Annotated in this window: 11 protein-coding genes, 1 tRNA gene and 1 other RNA gene; 8 read left to right on the top strand and 5 right to left on the bottom strand. The window is 70.7% G+C overall.

Annotated elements, in window-relative coordinates:
- Positions 1-111: 111 nt before the first annotated feature.
- From ACGG9C_RS05235 to ACGG9C_RS05220, 4 genes are all read right to left on the bottom strand, one after another.
- Positions 112-196 (bottom strand) — tRNA-Ser (locus tag ACGG9C_RS05235).
- A gap of 49 nt (positions 197-245) precedes the next feature.
- Positions 246-2,531 carry a DUF3488 and transglutaminase-like domain-containing protein gene (locus tag ACGG9C_RS05230; protein ID WP_194384773.1) on the bottom strand — a complete coding sequence of 762 codons (2,286 nt, stop codon included), beginning with the start codon at positions 2,529-2,531 and terminating at the stop codon, positions 246-248.
- Positions 2,515-3,762, bottom strand: coding sequence for a DUF58 domain-containing protein (locus tag ACGG9C_RS05225; RefSeq protein ID WP_194384774.1), 1,248 nt, complete (start codon positions 3,760-3,762; stop codon positions 2,515-2,517). The genes ACGG9C_RS05230 and ACGG9C_RS05225 overlap by 17 nt, the downstream gene beginning before the upstream one ends.
- A gap of 7 nt (positions 3,763-3,769) precedes the next feature.
- On the bottom strand, positions 3,770-4,786 hold the full coding sequence (locus ACGG9C_RS05220) for an AAA family ATPase (RefSeq protein WP_390178366.1): 1,017 nt from the start codon (positions 4,784-4,786) through the stop codon (positions 3,770-3,772).
- 123 nt (positions 4,787-4,909) lie between these two features.
- On the opposite strand from ACGG9C_RS05220, the gene ffs reads away from it, so the two are divergent.
- From ffs to recR, 7 genes are all read left to right on the top strand, one after another.
- Positions 4,910-5,006: signal recognition particle sRNA small type (gene ffs, locus ACGG9C_RS05215), an RNA gene on the top strand.
- A gap of 97 nt (positions 5,007-5,103) precedes the next feature.
- Positions 5,104-7,245, top strand: coding sequence for a phosphate acetyltransferase (gene pta, locus ACGG9C_RS05210; protein WP_194384775.1), 2,142 nt, complete (start codon positions 5,104-5,106; stop codon positions 7,243-7,245).
- 1 nt (position 7,246) lies between these two features.
- Entirely contained in the window at positions 7,247-8,473 is a 1,227-nt protein-coding gene (locus ACGG9C_RS05205) for an acetate/propionate family kinase (RefSeq protein ID WP_194384776.1), read from the top strand.
- Between the two features lie 93 nt (positions 8,474-8,566).
- Positions 8,567-9,310 (top strand): HAD family phosphatase, encoded by a 744-nt coding sequence (locus ACGG9C_RS05200; RefSeq protein WP_194384777.1) that lies wholly within the window; start codon positions 8,567-8,569, stop codon positions 9,308-9,310.
- Positions 9,307-11,829 (top strand): glycoside hydrolase family 65 protein, encoded by a 2,523-nt coding sequence (locus ACGG9C_RS05195; RefSeq protein ID WP_194384778.1) that lies wholly within the window; start codon positions 9,307-9,309, stop codon positions 11,827-11,829. The genes ACGG9C_RS05200 and ACGG9C_RS05195 overlap by 4 nt, the downstream gene beginning before the upstream one ends.
- Before the next feature lie 186 nt (positions 11,830-12,015).
- Positions 12,016-14,193, top strand: coding sequence for a DNA polymerase III subunit gamma and tau (locus ACGG9C_RS05190; RefSeq protein WP_194384779.1), 2,178 nt, complete (start codon positions 12,016-12,018; stop codon positions 14,191-14,193).
- Positions 14,193-14,789 (top strand): recombination mediator RecR, encoded by a 597-nt coding sequence (gene recR / locus ACGG9C_RS05185; RefSeq protein WP_071044406.1) that lies wholly within the window; start codon positions 14,193-14,195, stop codon positions 14,787-14,789. The genes ACGG9C_RS05190 and recR overlap by 1 nt, the downstream gene beginning before the upstream one ends.
- Before the next feature lie 35 nt (positions 14,790-14,824).
- Here recR and ACGG9C_RS05180 read toward each other — a convergent pair whose 3' ends face one another.
- Positions 14,825-16,222, bottom strand: coding sequence for a threonine/serine exporter ThrE family protein (locus tag ACGG9C_RS05180; RefSeq protein ID WP_194384780.1), 1,398 nt, complete (start codon positions 16,220-16,222; stop codon positions 14,825-14,827).
- A gap of 246 nt (positions 16,223-16,468) precedes the next feature.
- On the opposite strand from ACGG9C_RS05180, the gene ACGG9C_RS05175 reads away from it, so the two are divergent.
- Positions 16,469-17,755, top strand: a complete 1,287-nt coding sequence (locus ACGG9C_RS05175) for an aspartate kinase (protein ID WP_071044408.1) — start codon at positions 16,469-16,471, stop codon at positions 17,753-17,755.
- The last annotated feature ends 5 nt before the right edge of the window (positions 17,756-17,760 follow it).

Here is a 17,760-nt window from a genome sequence, read left to right as displayed (position 1 = left end):
TCGCGGAGCGTCCTCGCAAAGAGGGATCTCCTCTCGAAGCGGGGCCGGGGGGACGGGCCCGGCTCGAAACGAAGAAGCGCTGCACCCCTCGGGGAGCAGCGCTTCGTTCGGCGGAGGATAGGGGATTCGAACCCCTGAGGGCTTGCACCCAACACGCTTTCCAAGCGTGCGCCATAGGCCACTAGGCGAATCCTCCCGGGCCCCGAAGGGCCGCGGACCATCCTAACGCACGCGCGGCGCGGGTCTCACGCGCGGGCGCGGGTTCCCGCCCCGGCGAAGGCGCTGCCCGGGCGCATGACGAGCGATCGGGGTGCGACGACGGCGAGGATGCGCCGCGCGACGGGTGCGTTGCGCAGCAGCGCCGCCGACGAGGCGGCGGCCGCGTCCGCGAGCGCGTCGGGGTCTCCGGCGGCGACCGTGCCCGAGGGTGCGTAGCTGGCTCGCTCGAGGGCGTCGGCAAGGGTCGCCATGGCCGCCTCGGGCGCACCGTGGCTCTGCGCGAGGCGCGCAGCCAGAGTGCGCGGGGTCTCGCTCGCGGGAACAGGAATGCCGAGGTCGATCGCCGTGTCCTGCACGACCAGCCACGCCGCGGCCGCGTCTCCCCGCCGTGCGGCGAGCATGAGGCGACGCGCTCGCACCGACCTCAGCGAGGCCGGCGCCGCCAGCAGCAGCACGAGGGCGGCGATCACACCGAGGGTGGGGAGGGCGTCGTCGGTGCCGCTCGTCGTTCCGAGGGCTTCGCCGCTCTCCTCAGCCTGTTCCTCTTCGGGCAGGAGGGTCGGCGTCGGGGTCGGCTCCGTCTCCTCGGTCTCTTCGGTCTCCGTGCCGCCGGACTCCGGACCGGCCAAGGACAGTGCCGCGGAGAAGCTGGTCGGCGTGCCGAGGCTGTTGGTGGGCTCGAAGGAGACCCACCCGAGCCCGTCGAAGTGGACCTCCGGCCAGGCGTGGAGCTGCGACGACGAGACCGAGTAGACCGTCTCGCGCTCGATCGCGTCGGTCGTCGAGGAGCCGGGAAGATAGCCGACCACGATGCGGCTGGGCATGTCGAGGGCGCGGGCCATGAGGGCGAAGGCGCCGGCGTAATGCACGCAGTACCCCTCCTTCTGCTCGAGGAACTGCGCGATCGCCTGCGCGCCCGTGCCGTCGAAACCATCCTCGACCGGCGCATCGAGCGAGTAGCGGAACTCCGGTCCGCGGAACCAGCTCTGCAGCGCGATGAGCGCGTCGTAGTCGTTCGTGGTCCCCTCTGTCACTTCGATCGCGAGGTCTTCGACGATGGCGGGCAGATCGTCCGGCAGCTGGGTCAGCTCCGGGCTGAGCCCGTCGGGGGAGGCCTCGTCGGCGCGGATCTGCTCCCGCGTCGGCCGCGGCACCTGCGTGACGACCTCGTAGTCCTGGTCCTGCGTGCGCGCCCCGTCGCTGACGACGGTGCGGTTGTAGGGCACGGTCGACCAGTCGCCCTCGAGCCCGCTCACACCAACGGCCGGGAACGGCATCGGCAGCCACGTCGAGGAGAGGCTCTGGATCGACACGTCGGTGGTGTACTCCTCCACGCGCACGTCGGGGGGGACCGAGACCGGCTCCATGGCGGTCTCGTCGTCGAGCACGGCCGTCTCGTCCTCGTCGGGAAGCCAGACGGCGCCGTCGAAGGTCGACAGCGTCGTCGCGCGCAGGTACGGCGGCAGCGGAGCGCTGCTGCGCACGCGGAGCACCTCGACCTCGCGGGGCCTGCGCAGGTCGTCGCCGAGCTGCAGCGTCGCATCGATGCCGCTGCCGACGTTCAGGCCGCCGGGGAGGCTCCGGGCGACCGGCTGCGGAAGGGCCGGGGCGACGACGAGCGTGACGACGACCGCGACGGCGCCGATCCCGACCGCGGTGGCGGGGATGCCCGCTCCGCGGGTGGCCGCACGGGCCGCGGGCGCCTGGCGGGAGAGCGTGTCGACGCGCATCAGGAAGAGGATGGAGGCGGCCAGCAGCACGAAGGCGACGACATCGAGGTCGTCGGGCACGACGATCGACGGGATGAGCGAGACCGCGATGAGGGCGATGCCGGCCAGCAGCGGCATACGGGCGGTCACGACCACGTGGTCGACGATCACCGTCAGGAGTCCGACCGAGGCGACGATGAGGAACGCCAGGGCGGGGCCGGCGCGGAGCGGGGCTGCGCCGTACGTGATCTCCTCCGCCGCGGTCGCGAGGAGCTGCACGAGCTCGTCGGCCGTACCGGCGGTGGGGATGATCCACAGCAGCGCGGTGTCGCGGAGGAAGACGAGCATCATGAAGGCCGCCCAGACGCCGGTCTCGATGAGCGTCACCGCGAGCGCGGCCAGGCCCCCTCGGCGCGCCAGGAAACCGGCCGCCAGCACGAGGAGGACGAGGGTGAGCGTTCCGGGCATCCACTGCGCCGGAAGCACAACGCGCGCGAGGGGGAGGAGCGCGGCGACGATCGCCGCGGCGATGCCCAGCGGCAGCATCAGCGCGATCCTCAGCCGGTCGCGACCGGCGACGGTGGACTCAGCCGACACGGTCACCCACCAGCCTCTCGCCGACGGCCGACCACGCCGCGGCGAGGTCCGCGTCCTCGGGGATCGCGGCGGCAAGCCAGCCCGCCTCCTCGGCGCGAAGGAGGACGTCGCCTCGGGGGGTCACCGCCAAGAGCATGGGAAGGGTGCTGTGGTGGGCGATCGGAGCGATGGCGCTCACGTCGGCGGGATCGATCCGACCCACGATCAGCACGACGGGGCCCGTCATCCCGCCGGTGAAGACGGGGGAGAGGCGCGCCAGGTGGTCGTCGGGGCGCGCCAGGAGGCTGGCGAAGCGGGCGGTCATCGCCTCCACCTCGATCACGTCTCCGCTGTCGAGGCGGTCGGTGAGGGTGGCTCCGTCGCTGTCGATGACGTCGACGCCGTAGCCGTCATGGACGAGGCGGGACACGACCGAGACGCACGCCGACACCGCGGCTTCGAAAGCCGGATCCGACCCGGGCGCGGTCATCGCCTCGGGTGACCACCGGAGCACCCCGAGATCGAGCACGACGGTCGCCTCGGGCGTGGACTCCTGCTCCTCCTGCCGCACCATGAGCTCGTCCCGGTGCGCGGTGGCGCGCCAGTGGATGCGCCGCATCGAGTCGCCGGACTGGTACGGCCGGGCGACGAGGTTGTCGGCGCCCTGACCGAGGTGCAGGTCGACCGTGAGTCGGCTCCCGCCGGATGCGCCGCCGGCGTCGGGGATGCCGGGCAGCTCGACGACGGCCGGCGTCACGGTCACCGCGGTGCGCTCGCCGCGCACGGTGCGGCGGCGGGCGAGGCCGAACGGGTCCGTCGTCGTGAGGGCGAAGGGGCCGAGGTCGTGGATGCCTCGGGTGAGGCCGGTGACCGTGTACGACCGCTCGACGGCGCGCTGCGATCCGCGCAGCCCGGAGGCGAGTGCGGGGAAGGAGCCGGTGGCTGTGCCTCCGAGTCCGCGCGGGAGGGTGTCCTCCCAGGTGCCGGGAGGGGTCGGGACCGCCGTGCGCACCGTCACCCGCGCGGTGACGACGGCGGTGTCGCCGACGCCGACCGATTCGGGGATCATGGTGCGCTCGACCGCCCCGGTGCGGCGGGTGAGGAACAGCGACAGCACCGCGGCGACCAGAACGGCGATCAGCAGCACGCCGAAGTAGAGCAGCTCCACCAGGCCGAGTTCGTTCGCGGCGATGAGGCATCCGACGGAGAGGATCAGCGCGCCGGTACCGCGGACGGTGAAGGGCCAGAGACGTCGCACGGTCACCTCATCCGCGTGTCGCCAGAGGCACCCGCACCGACCCGGCGATGGTCTCGAGGATGTGGGCCACCGCGTCGGCGCCGGACCGCGCCCGCGCGCCCCCGGCGGCCCGCGTCGGAATCAGACGGTGCACGAAGACGGGGGCGAGGAGTGCGGTGAGGTCGTCGGGGATCACGAAGCCGCGACCGTCGAGCGCCGCCCACACCTTCGCGGCGCGCACGAGCTGCAGCGTGGCGCGCGGGCTCGCCCCGAGCCGCAGGTCGGGATGGGTGCGGGTGGCGGAGGCCAGAGCGACGGCGTACTCCTCGATCGCCGGAGCGACATGCACGCGCCGGGCCCAGGAGATGAGGTCTTCGACCTGGGCCGCACTGACGACCGGCGTGAGTCCGCGCAACGGGTTCACCGTCTCGCGCTGCCGCAGCATGAGCGCCTCCGACGCGGGGTCGGGATAGCCCATCGAGATGCGCATCATGAACCGGTCGCGCTGGGCTTCGGGAAGCGCGTACGTGCCTTCCATCTCCAGCGGGTTCTGCGTCGCGACGACGAGGAAGGGCTCCTCGAGCTCATGGGACCGGCCGTCGACGGTGACCTGGTGCTCCTCCATCGCCTCGAGCAGTGCCGATTGGGTCTTGGGGGAGGAGCGGTTGATCTCGTCGGCGATGACGATGTTGGCGAAGATCGCGCCCGCCTTGAACTCGAACTCGCGCGCGACCGGATTGAAGACGCTGACCCCGGTGACGTCTCCGGGAAGAAGGTCGGGGGTGAACTGGATGCGCCGCACGCTGGCGTCGACCGACGCCGCGAGGGCGCGGGCGAGCATGGTCTTCCCGACGCCGGGAACGTCTTCGATGAGCAGGTGCCCCTCGGCCAGCAGGCACACGAGCGCGGAACGGACGGCGGCCGGTTTGCCGTCGATCACCCGCTCCACGGAGCCGATGATCGCGCGGGTCGCGTCGGTGAAGCTCTCGGCGGAATCGATCGCGCTCGCACCGGACGCGGTTCCGATGGTGGTCGTGTCTGTCACTGGGACTCCCCTCGCCCGCGGTGCGCGAGCATCCTCGCCCACGGCTCGATCGTAACAATGCGCATCGGCCACGGGGCCGGTCCGGCGCCGACTCGACGCGCGCACGAGAACCGTTAGACTGGGGGCAGCTCTCCGCGAGGCGGCATCCAGGCCAACTCCCCCAGGACGGAAACGTAGCAAGGGTAACCAGGCTCTGCCGGGTTCGCGGAGAGTCTTTCTTTTCCGGTGGGGATCTCCGGCGCGCTCGGCCTGTCTGCTCGGTGGAACATCCAGCGAACTCCGATGACCGCCGCGATGCCCGGCTCTAGGCTGGGAGCGTGGCGCAGAGCATCTACATCACATCCGCCGAGGGACACTCCGGCAAGTCCACCGTCGCCCTCGGAGTCCTCGAGACCCTGGGGCATGCGACCCCGCGGGTGGGGGTCTTCCGCGCGATCGCACGGTCGACCAAGGAGCGCGACTACGTGCTCGAGATGCTGCTCGCGCACGACGGCGTGGATCTCGCCTACGACGACTGCGTCGGAACCACCTACGACGACGTGCGCCGAGACCCCGACGCGGCCCTGTCTACGATCGTCGAGCGCTACAAGGCGGTCGAGGCGAAGTGCGACGCGGTCGTGATCGTCGGGAGCGACTACACCGACGTCGGCAGCCCCGCGGAACTCGCCTACAACGCGCGCATCGCCGCGAACCTCGGCGCCCCGGTCCTGCTCGTGCTCGGAGGACGCGCCGCACAGGGACAGCCCGAGCAGCTCGGCTCGACGGTGCCGCGCACGCCCGACGAGATGGGACAGATCGCCGCGCTCGCCGTCACGGAGCTGCTCCACGAACGAGCCGAGGTCTTCGCCGTCGTGGCCAACCGCGCGGGTGAAGACCTGGTCGCCGAGACCGCTGAGGCCGTACGCGCATCCGTGGCGGCCTCCATCGCCTCGCACCCGCGCGCGGATCAGGCCGCGGTCCCGGTGTGGGCGATCCCGGAGGACCGCTTCCTCGTCGCCCCGTCGATCCGCGGCATCATGCGATCCGTCGACGGCGAGCTGCTGGCCGGAGACCCCGACCTGCTCACGCGGCCCGCCCTCGGCGTCGTCGTCGCGGCCATGTCGATCGTCAACGTCCTGCCGCGTCTGTTCGAGGGCGCCGTCGTGGTGATCCCCGCCGACCGCGCCGAAGTGCTCCTGGCGACGCTCCTCGCGAACGCCTCGGGCACCTTCCCCTCGATCGCCGGCATCGTGCTCAACGGCGGGTTCGACCTCGCCGAACCCGTGCGACGTCTGCTCGACGGCCTCGGCTCGAAGGTCCCGATCATCACCTCCGATCTCGGCACGTACGAAGCGGCCGTGCGCATCATGTCCACGCGCGGGCGCCTCGCCGCCGACTCGCAGCGTCGGTACGACACCGCACTGTCGCTGTTCGAGAACCACGTCGACACCACCGAGCTGCTGCGCGCCTTCGGCGTCGCACGGGCGACCGTGGTGACCCCCCTCATGTTCGAGTTCCAGCTCATCGAGCGGGCGCGCGCCGGGCGCAAGCGGATCGTGCTGCCCGAGGGCGACGACGACCGCGTGCTGCGCGCCGCGGCGACGGTGCTCAAGCGCGGCATCGCCGATCTCGTCATCCTGGGCGAGCCGTTCGAGGTGCGTGCCCGCGCCCTCGAGCTCGGCATCGACATCCAGGCGGCGGAGGTGCTCTCGCCGTTCGATGCCGTGCACGTGCACAAGTTCGCCGACGAGTACACGCGACTGCGCGCGCACAAGGGCATGACCTTCGAACGAGCCGCCGACACCGTCACCGACGTGTCGTACTTCGGCACGATGATGGTCCATGCCGGCCTCGCAGACGGCATGGTCTCCGGAGCAGCGCACACGACCGCTCACACGATCCGCCCCGCTTTCGAGATCATCAAGACCAAGCCCGGCGTGTCCGTGGTCTCGAGCGTGTTCCTCATGGCGCTCGCCGATCGCGTGCTCGTGTACGGCGACTGCGCGGTCATCCCCGATCCGACGAGCGAGCAGCTCGCCGACATCGCCGTCTCCTCGGCGGCGACGGCGGCGCAGTTCGGCATCGAGCCGAAGGTCGCGATGCTGTCCTACTCCACCGGCGAATCCGGAACGGGAGCTGACGTCGACAAGGTGCGGGCCGCCACCGCCCTCGTGCGCGAGCGCGCCCCGGAACTGCTCGTGGAGGGACCGATCCAATACGACGCCGCCGCCGATGCGGCGGTGGGAGCCGCAAAGCTTCCGGGGTCGGAGGTCGCCGGCCGCGCCACGGTCTTCGTCTTCCCCGACCTCAACACCGGCAACAACACCTACAAGGCGGTGCAGCGCTCGGCCGGCGCCGTCGCGATCGGCCCCGTGCTGCAGGGACTGAACAAGCCGATCAACGACCTCTCGCGCGGTGCCCTCGTGCAGGACATCGTCAACACCATCGCGATCACGGCCATTCAGGCGCAGGGGGAATGAGATGACACCCGTCCTCGTCATCAACAGCGGCTCGTCGTCGTTCAAGTACCAGCTGATCGACATGGCGGCCGAGAACGTGCTCGCGGCGGGACTCGTCGAGCGCATCGGCGAGGAGACCGGGTCTGCCACGCACACCGTCTTCTTCTTCGCCGAGGAGGGCCCGGCGCCCGCGGTGCGCAAGGCCACCTCCACTCTCACCGAGCGTATCCCCGACCACACCGCAGGCTTCGACCTGATGATCCGGGCCTTCGCCGAGCACGGGCCGTCGCTCGACGACGAGCCGCCGATCGCCGTCGGCCATCGCGTCGTGCACGGCGGCGCGCGGTTCTTCGAGCCCACTCTCATCACGCCGCTGGTCGAGATCAACATCGACGAGCTGTCGGTGCTGGCTCCGCTGCACAACCCGGCGAATCTTCAGGGGATCACCGCGGCGAAGAAGGCCTTCCCCGAGGTGCCGCACGTCGCCGTGTTCGACACCGCGTTCCACCAGACCCTTCCCGCTGCTGCGTACACGTACGCGATCGACGCGGAGCTCGCCGCCGCGCACCGCGTGCGCCGGTACGGATTCCACGGCACATCGCACAAGTTCGTGAGCGAGGCGGCGGCCGACTTCCTCGAGCGGCCCCTGGAGCAGCTGCGCCAGATCGTCTTCCACCTCGGGAACGGCGCCTCGGTCGCGGCGATCGACGGCGGTCGCTCGATCGACACCTCGATGGGACTGACGCCGCTGGAAGGGCTCGTGATGGGCACCCGCTCAGGTGACCTGGATCCGGCCGTGCTCCTGCACCTGTCACGACGTGCGGGGCTGTCGACGGACGATCTCGACACCCTGCTGAACAAGCGCAGCGGCCTGCTCGGTCTCGCCGGCGCCTCGGACATGCGCGACATCCAGGCCGGCGTCGACCGGGGCGACGAGACCGCGACGCGCGCGTTCGAGGTCTACGTCCACCGCCTGCGCGCCTACGCCGGCGCCTACCTCGCCCAGCTCGGCGGCGTCGACGTCATCGTCTTCACCGCCGGTGTCGGCGAGAATGCGCCGGCCGTGCGCGAACAGGCCCTCGCGACCCTCGGATTCGCGGGCGTGCGCATCGATCCGGAGCGGAATGAGGCGCCCGCGCGCGGCATCCGCACCATCTCCGCCGACGACTCCGCAGTGACCGTGCTCGTCGTGCCCACAGACGAGGAACTCGAGATCGCGCGCCAGAGCCTCGAGGTCGCCCGCGGCTGAGACCGAGGCTGTCTCGGGCGTGCCCCCGATCCCCCTAAGCTGGCCACAGGCGCGAAGGTGTGCCCACCCCGTCCGCCCCCGCGAGGAGGTCCCGTGTCTTCCCCCGCCCTGCCCGACCTGACGACCTACGACGCCGTGCTGTTCGACCTCGACGGGGTGCTCACCCCGACCGCCGAGGTGCACATGCACGCGTGGCGCACCATGTTCGAGGAGCTCTTCGCCCAGTGGGGGATCGAGCCGCCGTACACCGAACGCGACTACTTCGACCACCTCGACGGCAAGAAGCGCTACGACGGTGTCGCCGCGCTCCTGCGCAGCCGTGACGTGGAGGTGCCGTGGGGCGACCCGTCCGACCCGACGTCGGCTGACACCGTGTGCGGCATCGGCAACCGCAAGAACGACGTCTTCGCCCGGGTGCTGCGCGCCGAGGGCATCGCCCCCTACCCCGGGTCGGTCCAGCTGCTCGACGCGCTCGCCGCCGTCGACATGCCGGTCAGTGTCGTGTCGAGCTCGAAGAACGCCGAGGAGGTGCTCACTGCGGCAGGGATCCGCGACCGCTTCCCGGTCGTCATGGACGGCGTGATCGCGGAGCGCGACCACCTGGCCTCCAAGCCCGCCCCCGACGTGTTCGTGACGGCGGCGAGAATGATGCAGGTCGACCCCGCGCGCAGCGTCGCCGTCGAAGACGCCATCAGCGGGGTGCAGTCGGCCGCCGCGGGCGGTTTCGGTCTCGTCGTGGGTGTGGACCGAGGTGCGGGTGAGGATGCGCTGCTCGCCGCCGGCGCCGACGTCGTCGTCTCGGACCTCGCCGAGTTCGTGCCGGAGGTATCCGAATGATCGATCGCGATCGTTTCCCGGCCGATCCGTGGCGTCTCATCGAGACCCGTTTCGACATGTCCGACATCGGGGTCACCGAGACGCTGTTCGCCGTCGGCAACGGCTACCTCGGACTGCGCGGCAACCTGCCCGAGGGGCGGCACGCGCACGAGGACGGCACGTTCATCAACGGCTTCCACGAGACCTTCCCGATTCACCACGCCGAACGCGCATACGGATTCGCCGAGGTCGGTCAGACCATCGTCAACGCCCCCGACGCGAAGGTCATGCGCGTCTACGTCGACGACGAGCCCCTCTCGCTCGACCTCGCCGACGTGCGCGAGTACGAGCGGGTGCTCGACATGCGCGAGGGCGTTCTGCGTCAGCGCATCCTCTGGGTCACGCCCTCCGGCAAGGAGGTGCTCATCGAAGACGAGCGGATGGTGTCGTTCGGCGAGAAGCATCTCGCGGCGATGCGCCGCACGGTCACGGTGCTCAACTCCGACGCGCCGGTCACGATCTCGTGCCAGCTGCTGAACCGGCAGGACGGCGAAGACGTCTACGGTGGAACGCCGAACGCCACGAAGAAGTCGGGATGGGATCCGCGCAAGGCCGAGCGCATCCAGGACCGGGTGCTCCAGCCGCAGGAGTACTGGCAGGACCACAACCGCTCGGCGCTGTCGTTCCGCGTGTCCGAATCCGGGATGACGATCGCCGTCGTCGCCGATCACGTCGTCGAGACCGACAACGAGTACGACGCTCGCCGCCTCATCGAGCCCGACATCGCCAAGAACGTCTTCCGTGTGGACGCTCGGGCCGGCGTGCCGACCACCGTGACGAAGTTCGTGAGCTATCACACCTCCCGCGGTGTGCCGGCTCGCGAGCTCGTCGACCGCGGCCGTCGGGTGATCGACCGCGTGCTCGGGCGCGGGTACGGCGAGCTCATCGACGGTCAGCGCGCATGGCTCACCGACTTCTGGGACCGCTCCGACGTGCGCATCGGCGGCCAGGACGACATCCAGCAGGCCGTGCGCTGGTGTCTGTTCCAACTGGCGCAGGCAGCGGCTCGCGCCGACGGGATGGGCGTTCCCGCGAAAGGCATGACCGGCTCCGGCTACAGCGGCCACTACTTCTGGGACACCGAGGTGTACATCATGCCGTTCCTGGCATACACCACCCCGCTGTGGGCGCGGAACGCGCTGCGGATGCGCTACCTCATGCTGCCGGCCGCACGCCGGCGCGCGCGTCAGCTCAACGAGGCCGGCGCGCTGTTCCCGTGGCGCACGATCAACGGCGAGGAGGCGTCGGCCTACTACGCCGCCGGCACCGCGCAGTACCACATCAACGCCGACGTCGCCTTCGCCGTCGCGAAGTACGTGCGCGCGACCGGCGACGAGGACTTCCTCTACCGCGAGGGCGTCGACATCGCCGTCGAGACGGCGCGGCTGTGGACGACACTCGGATTCTGGCGCTCGAGCAACGGCCACGGCGAGGACTCGTTCCACATCCATGGCGTGACCGGGCCCGACGAGTACACGACCGTCGTCAACAACAACCTGTTCACCAACGTCATGGCGCGGTTCAACCTGCGGTTCGCGGCGCGCACGGTCGAGGAGATGGCCGAGAACGACCCCGACGCCTACCGTCTGATGGTCGAGCGGCTGCGGCTCGACCCGGCGGAGGCGGAGATCTGGGATCGCGCGGCCGAGGCCATGCACATCCCCTACAGCGAGGCGCTGGGCATCCACCCGCAGGACGAGGTGTTCCTGGACCGCGAGGTGTGGGACCTCGAGCACACGCCGCGTGAGCAGCGGCCGCTGCTGCTGCACTTCCATCCGCTGGTGATCTACCGCTACCAGGTGCTCAAGCAGGCGGACGTCGTGCTCGCGCTCTTCCTGCAGGGCAATCACTTCTCGCCCGAGGACAAGCTCGCCGACTTCGAGTACTACGACCCGCTGACCACGGGCGACTCCACGCTGTCGGCCGTCGTGCAGTCGATCCTGGCCGTCGAGGTCGGATATCAGGAGCTGGCGCTGGAGTACTTCGTCCAGTCGCTGTTCGTGGATCTCGCCGATCTGCACCACAACGCCGCCGACGGTGTGCACGTCGCGTCGGCGGGCGGGGTGTGGACCGCGCTCGTCTCCGGCTTCGGGGGCATGCGCGACCACTTCGGCGAGCTGTCGTTCGATCCGCGTCTGCCCGCCGACTGGCCGGAGCTCGCCTACACGCTGCACTGGCAGGGCACACGCCTGGACATCACCGTGCGTCATCACGAGATGCGCGTCGACGCGGGGGAGGGGAGCCCCGTGGCGTTCACCGTGCGGGGCGCGTCCTATGTCATCGAGGGCGGGGGCGTGGTCGTCGTGCCGCTGCCGGATCAGGGGCCGCTCATCTCGGGCCGCCCGTCGTTCCAGAGCTTCCTCGACGCGCGTCGCGAGGACGGCACGCTGATCTCTGCCTCCGTTCCGGCCATGACGACGAGCATCCCGGTCATCGGCGACGAGGAGCAGGTGCCCTCGGAGCACGGCGTCGACGCCTGACAGGCAGCCCATCCCTGTCTCGTCCGCTCTCCCCATCCGCCCGCCCGGTCTCCGATGTCGGAGATTCGGCCCGAGGTCGGAGGATCTGGGCCGAATCGTCCGACATCGGCGCGATTCTCCGACGTTCGCGTGGCGGGCTGTGGCGGGCGCCGACACGATGTCGGAGCGACGCCGTAGGCTGTCGGGGTGACCACCGCCCTCTACCGCCGCTACCGCCCCGAGGCGTTCGGGGAGATGATCGGGCAGTCGCAGGTCACCGAGCCGCTGATGACCGCGCTCCGCGGTGATCGCGTCGGTCACGCCTACCTCTTCTCCGGCCCGCGCGGATGCGGCAAGACGACGTCGGCGCGCATCCTCGCCCGGTGCCTGAACTGCACCGAGGGTCCCACCGACACCCCGTGCGGCACGTGTGAGAGCTGTGTCGAGCTCGGCCGCGGGGGAGGGGGTTCCCTCGACGTGGTCGAGATCGACGCAGCCTCCCACAACGGTGTCGACGATGCGCGCGACCTGCGCGAGCGCGCGATCTTCGCGCCGGCGCGCGATCGCTTCAAGATCTTCATCCTCGACGAGGCGCACATGGTGACCCCGCAGGGATTCAATGCGCTGCTGAAGCTCGTCGAGGAGCCCCCTGACCACGTGAAGTTCATCTTCGCGACGACCGAGCCCGAGAAGGTCATCGGCACCATCCGTTCGCGCACGCACCACTACCCGTTCCGGCTGGTGCCGCCGGCAGCGATGCTCTCCTACGTCGAAGAGCTGTGCGCGAGTGAGAACGTCGATGTCGAGCCTGGCGTTCTGCCGCTCGTGGTCCGTGCCGGCGGCGGCTCTCCCCGCGACACGCTGTCGCTGCTCGACCAGCTCATCGCCGGGTCCGATGTGACGGACGAGCGCGTCGCGGTGCGGTACGAGCGCGCTGTCGCCCTCCTCGGCTATACGCACGGCGAGCTCCTCGACGAGGTGATCCACGCGCTCGGCGCCCGCGACGCGGCGGCCGCCTTCGGGGCCGTCGACCGCGTCGTGCAGACCGGTCAGGATCCGCGTCGATTCGTCGACGATCTCCTCGAACGGCTGCGCGACCTCATCATCATCGCCGCGACCGGCGACGGCGCATCGGCCGTGCTGCGCGGCCTGTCGGGCGAAGAGCTGCAGAACTACACGCGCCAGGCCGACGCGTTCGGTGCGGCCCGCCTCTCCCGCACCGCCGACGTCGTCATCGCCGCTCTCGACGAGATGACGGGAGCCACCTCTCCCCGTCTCCAGCTCGAGCTGATGGTGGCGCGGGTTCTCACCGCCGCAGACGCTGCGGCCGGCGCTGTGGTGAACGGCGCTGTTGCGACCGGTGCTGCCGCTCCCGTCGCGATCGCGGAGGGCCCGGTGGTGCCGGCGCCCGCGTCAGCACCCGCCGTCTCCCCCTCGTCCGGCGTCTCGTCGTCGCCGCAGTCGCCGTCGTCGCAGCCGGTTGCGTCGGCGCCATCCGCGCCGCCGGCACCGGAGCGCGAGCCTGCGCCCGAGCCGCCGTCGGGCCCGATCACCACCGAGGTCGTGCGAGCCCATTGGGATGCGGTCCTCGGCCGTCTCGAGTCGATCAGCCGCTCATCGTGGCTCGTCGTGCTCGGCGCCCGCGTCGCCGATCTCACCGATGACGTGCTGACGCTGGCGTTCACGAGCGCTGCCGACATCAGCCGGTTCAAGCAGCGCACCGCGGGTGCCGGACCCAGCGAAGACCTGCGGCAGGCCATCGTCGCCGTGCTCGGCGTGCGGGTGAAGTACCTCGCGAACCTCGACGACGGTGGTTCCGGCCCCGGCGGCGGGTCGGCTCCCGAACCGTCAGCGCCCCCGGACGGCGATTCCGCGCCGCCGCCTCCCGACCCCGCCGACACGGCACCGCCCCGCTCGCGCGGACCCGCGCCGGCCCGGGCAGCGGCGAGCGCGGTGACCGACTGGGCCGTCGCCCCCATCCCGCGCGACGAGCCCCGGCCCACCGACGCGCCCTCCTCGCACGCGCCGTCGCCGGGCGCGCCGCTCGGCCAGCTCGCCGTCGACGACGACCCCGAAGACGCGCGTGCGGCCACGCGGACCGAGGTCCTCGCTCCCGCGAGGGAGGGCGACGTGCTTCCCCGCGAGGACGTGGCGCCGGTCGCCGACGACGATGGCGACGAAGACGAGCTCGACACCGACGTGCGACCCGACGATGCCCCCGCCCCGCCGATCGTCGTTCCGCGTCTGACGCCGTCGGGCCCGGAGACGACCGCGCGAGCGCGCGTCGGCGGTGGGCAGCGCTACGGCGAGGCCGTCGTGCGGCAGGTGCTCGGCGCGACCTTCGTCCGCGAGGAGCCCTACGACGCACCGACGAGGTTCGCCTGATGTACGACGGCATCGTCCAAGACCTGATCGACGAGTTCGGACGCCTCCCCGGCATCGGGCCGAAGTCGGCACAGCGCATCGCGTTCCACATCCTGCAGACGCCGGGTTTCGACGTCTCGCACCTCGCGCAGCTGCTGTCGGAGGTGCGCGACAAGGTGCGCTTCTGCGAGATCTGCGGGAACGTGTCCGAGCAGGAGCGGTGCGGCATCTGTCGCGACCCGCGGCGCACCCTCAGCGTCATCTGCGTCGTCGAGGATGCCAAAGACGTCGCGGCGATCGAGCGCACGCGCGAATTCCGCGGCCTCTACCACGTGCTCGGAGGCGCCATCAGCCCGATCGCGGGCATCGGACCGGATGACCTGCGGATCACGCAGCTCATGCAGCGTCTCGCCGACGGCACCGTGCAGGAGGTGATCATCGCGACCAACCCGAACCTCGAGGGGGAGGCCACCGCGACCTACCTCAGTCGTCTGCTCCAGACCCTGCAGATCTCCGTCACGCGCCTGGCCTCGGGCCTCCCCGTGGGCGGCGACCTGGAGTATGCCGACGAGGTGACGCTCGGGCGCGCGTTCGAAGGTCGGCGCGCCATCGGCTGACCCAGCGGACCGTCGGCGTCCAGCCGCCGTCCGGGTCAGCGGCGAAGGCGCACCCGAGTCCGAGACACCGAGCCGAGCGAGGCGCGCACCGGTTGGCCGACGTAGATGCCGAGCGAGGCGCCGACCGCCAGGCTGATGCCGACCACCGCGGCGCCCACGAGGTTCTCGAAGCCCACGATCATGAGGGCGCCCTCGTCGCCGGCCTCGACGATGCTGAGGAGGCCCCGGAACACCGCGGCACCGGGCACCATCGGAAGGATCGCGGCCGTGGTGATCGCGATCGAGGGCACGTGCAGGCGGAAGGCCACGACGACGCCGACGAAGCTGCCGACGAAGGCGCCGAACCCGCTCGCCGCGGCCGTCTCCAACCCGACGGCGTCGGCGGCCAGGTAGCCCAGCCAGGCGACGAGACTCAGCCCCGTGCTCACGACGATGATGCGTCGCCCGGCGCCGTTGTAGACGGCGACGGCCACGGCCACCAGCGCGGCTCCGAGGAACTGCAGGGGCACAGGTCCCAGGGGAAGCGCCTCGCTCGGTGGTTCCATCGCCTGACCGACCACGCGCGCGACCTCGAGAGCGGCCAAGATGCCCAGCACCACGCCGAGCGTGTGAGTGATGAGTTCGAGGATGCGGCCCATCGCCGTGAGTGCGAAGCCGTCGATGGCGTCTTGGGCGGCCCCGACGACCGTGAGTCCCGCGAGCATGAGCACGATGCCGGAGGCGACGATCACCGACGGGCGGATCTCCTGTGCGCCGGGGAGCGGCGTCATGGCGAGCAACGGGCTGAAGGCTGCCGTCAGGGTGAGGACGAAGGCGCCCGCGATCTGGCTGAAGAAGTACGGCACACGGGCCTTGGCGAGAGCGTACTGCGTCAACGCGGCGAGGATCGCGGCGACGAAGGCCAGCACGATGACGATCCACGGCGCACCGAACATGACCGCCACGCCGACGGCCAGCATGCCCTGGGCGACGACGACGGCCGGCGGGCGGTATCGGAAGGCGGTGCGCCGGATGCGTCGGTAGCGCTCGGCGGCGGTCTGCGGATCCAGCCCCGCCCGGATGTCGGCCACGAGGGCCTGCACGCGCTGCAGCCGCTCGTAGTCGGGTGCCGCCCCGCGGACGACGCGCATCGAGGTGATCGGCCTCGCGGCTCCCGGGCGGTGGTAGGTCGCGGTGATGGAGTTGTAGGTGACGTCGACGTGCACCTGATCCAGCCCGTAGGTGCCGGTGACGCGCACGATGGTCAGCGTCACCTCGCTCGCCGGGGCGCCGGCGACGAGCATCGTCTCGCCCATGCGGATCGCGAGCTCGACGATCTGAGCGGCGAGCGCGTCGTCGATCACCGGGAGCGCTTCGGTGAGGGTGTCGGTGGGGACGTCGCTGTTGACGAGGTCGCGAAGGCTCGGCAGCAGGCGTCGGCGGCGAGGGGGCATGCGGGTGCATCCTCCGGGTGGTGCGAGGTGTGTGGTGCGTCGATGAATCGGCCGCGTCGATGATTCGGCCGCGTTGGCCGACTCGATCCTAGATCTCGGATGCTGTGCGCGAACAGTGTGCGCCGGGCGGCCGACCGGTGCGTCCGTCACATGGCGAAGAGGGCATGGGCCCGTCCGTAAGATGGTGGGTCGGGCGTGCCTTCGTCCGACCCATTCTTCGTGCCCGCGCAACCCGGGAGATCCAACGTGGCGCTGATCGTCCAGAAGTACGGCGGTTCGTCCGTCGCCGACGCGGAGAGCATCAAGCGAGTCGCCAAGCGCATCGTGGATGCCCGTCGTGCCGGTGACGACGTCGTCGTCGCCGTGAGCGCCATGGGTGACACCACCGACGAGCTCATCGACCTCGCCGGGCAGGTGGCGCCCATCCCGGCGCCGCGCGAGATGGACATGCTGCTCTCCAGCGGTGAGCGCATCTCGATGGCGCTGCTGGCGATGGCCATCCACTCGATGGGCTTCGAGGCGCGCTCCTTCACCGGCAGCCAGGCCGGCATGATCACCACGGCCGACCACGGCTCGGCGCGGATCGTCGACGTCACCCCCATCCGCCTGCGCGAGGCGCTCGATGACGGGGCGATCGTGATCGTCGCCGGGTTCCAGGGTTTCAACCGCGACACCCGCGACATCACGACCCTCGGGCGCGGTGGCTCGGACACGACCGCGGTGGCCCTGGCGGCGGCCCTCGACGCCGACATGTGCGAGATCTACAGCGACGTCGACGGGATCTTCACCGCCGACCCTCGCGTGGTGCCCAAGGCCAGGAAGCTGTCCGTCGTCGGCGCCGAGGAGATGCTGGAGCTCGCCGCCAACGGCGCGAAGGTGCTGTACATCCGCGCGGTCGAGTACGCGCGTCGTCACGGCGTGCTCATCCACGCCCGCTCCACGTTCAGCTCGGGCGTGGGAACCTACGTTCTGGGTCCGGGGATGACCGTTCCCGACGGCGAAGAGGGAGAGACCATGGAAGAGCCGATCGTCGCCGGAGTCGCCACCGACCTCGGTCAAGCCAAGATCACCGTCATCGGCGTGCCCGATGTGCCCGGCAAGGCGGCGGAGATCTTCAAGATCGTCGCGAAGTCCGGTGCGAACGTCGACATGATCGTGCAGAACGTCTCCGCCGCATCGACCGGTCGCACCGACATCTCCTTCACCCTTCCCAAGCCCGACGCCGCCACGGCGATCAAGGCCCTCGCCGGAGAGCAGGACGACATCGGCTTCGCGAGCCTGGTGCACGACGATCAGATCGGAAAGCTCTCGGTCGTCGGCGCCGGGATGCGCACGCACTCGGGCGTCTCGGCGACCCTCTTCGAGGCACTGAGCACCGCGGGCATCAACATCGAGATGATCTCGACCTCCGAGATCCGCATCTCGGTCGTGCTGCGCGGGGACGATCTCGCGGATGCGGCACGCGTCGTCCACACCGCCTACGGCCTCGACGGCGACGCCGACGCGACCGTCTACGCCGGCACCGGCCGCTAAACTCG

The organism is Microbacterium sp. MTN4-26 (assembly GCF_042846595.1).
GTDB classification, from domain to species: domain Bacteria; phylum Actinomycetota; class Actinomycetes; order Actinomycetales; family Microbacteriaceae; genus Microbacterium; species Microbacterium luteum.
This window is presented reverse-complemented; position numbering and strand designations above follow the sequence as displayed.

What these genes read in the sequence shown, in the direction of transcription:
- ACGG9C_RS05195 (WP_194384778.1), top strand. Translation starts at nt 9,307, where the DNA reads ATGATCGATCGCGATCGTTTCCCGGCCGATCCGTGGCGTCTCATCGAG.
- ACGG9C_RS05205 (WP_194384776.1), top strand. Translation starts at nt 7,247, where the DNA reads ATGACACCCGTCCTCGTCATCAACAGCGGCTCGTCGTCGTTCAAGTAC.
- ACGG9C_RS05180 (WP_194384780.1), bottom strand. Translation starts at nt 16,222, where the DNA reads ATGCCCCCTCGCCGCCGACGCCTGCTGCCGAGCCTTCGCGACCTCGTC.
- recR (WP_071044406.1), top strand. Translation starts at nt 14,193, where the DNA reads ATGTACGACGGCATCGTCCAAGACCTGATCGACGAGTTCGGACGCCTC.